Origin of the sequence: Endozoicomonas sp. ONNA2, from assembly GCF_024606365.1 — a bacterium.
GTDB lineage: Bacteria > Pseudomonadota > Gammaproteobacteria > Pseudomonadales > Endozoicomonadaceae > Endozoicomonas.
In genome coordinates this window covers 1-1,193 of the sequence record NZ_JAHHPO010000746.1, presented here as the reverse complement: position 1 = coordinate 1,193, position 1,193 = coordinate 1, and the positions used below count along the sequence as shown (strand labels likewise).

Genomic DNA, 1,193 nt, shown 5'->3' with positions numbered 1-1,193 from the left:
AAGGCAAAACCCGGGTTGATCTCTATGCCGAGCAGGTGGTAGCACAATCTGGAACCTTAAAACAACTCTTAAAACAATGGAGACGAATTTAATATGAGCAATCCAGTTTCAACTAACGATAAAACAGTTAACAACTTTGACTTAACGCCACCAGTTAACACCCAATTTATAAAAAAGAAATACCCCGTAACGGGCCCGGGAAAACAAAAATCTTCAAGGTATTCTCCTTATAATATTACTAACAAAATATTAATAAGCGATCCTCTAAGGCCAAGAGATGATCACCCCTCTCTGGCACTTAGACAACTGAAGATTGTTCAAGGTTTTAACCAACCAAGTGTTCCGGACAGTATACAAAACCCTTCGAATGACTACCCGAATAAAACGAGCTGGCCATGCGAACCCTTGCACGAGTATTTCAAAGAATGGGGCATAGATGGACAAACTTCTCATGATGTGACTGTTCAATCGCCCCTTGGTTCTACATCATATACACAGGATGCACCAGAAACACTCGATGCAGATTGTTTTGATACAGCCTCACTCTTTAATACTCCCACGCAAAATCTACCTGATGAATATTTATTGAAAGAGATTGAAACGCTTTTGAATATTCAACAAGATAAAGGTACTGAATCAAAGTTTACCAGACAACCGGAAATGGACTTATCCGGGAATACCCCAAACACCAGTCAGCATTCATTAAAAATCTCGCAACGCACCTCAAAAACTATTGTTAGACAAAAAACTCTTTTAGACTTCATATTAAATAAACTGAATAGTGGTAGTGATTCTGTCCGCTGGTTAAATTCAGAACAAGGTGTTTTTCAGTTTACAGATACTGATAAATTTTCAAATCAGTGGAGTAGCCTCAGAAATAAAAAAATATCATTTGATAGTATTAAAAGAGCTATAAGAGCTCATTACTCTTGCGGTATAATATTCAGATTTGATAATCATGGTAATGATCTTCCAATTAATCAATTTCGCTTTGATTTATCACATCCTTATATCGTTTCTAATTTTAAATCCATCGTACCAGACTGAACAAAATTAAATGACCTAAGTAGTTGGTCAAATGGAATCGTATTTTTCTGCCTAATTGGGCAGTTACTAAGCAAGGCGCAACTCTTGGGACAGACATTAAGGAATACTTCCTGATAGCACTACTGTCCATTCTTTCTTTAGCTTCT

Annotated in this window: 1 protein-coding gene; it reads left to right on the top strand. The window is 37.0% G+C overall.

Going from position 1 to position 1,193, the window contains the following annotated elements; all coding sequences use genetic code 11:
* Positions 1-93 precede the first annotated feature (93 nt).
* A complete protein-coding gene (locus tag KDK14_RS13190) occupies positions 94-1,047 on the top strand; it encodes an ETS domain-containing protein (protein ID WP_257265614.1) in 954 nt (317 codons plus the stop codon).
* Positions 1,048-1,193: the final 146 nt, after the last annotated feature.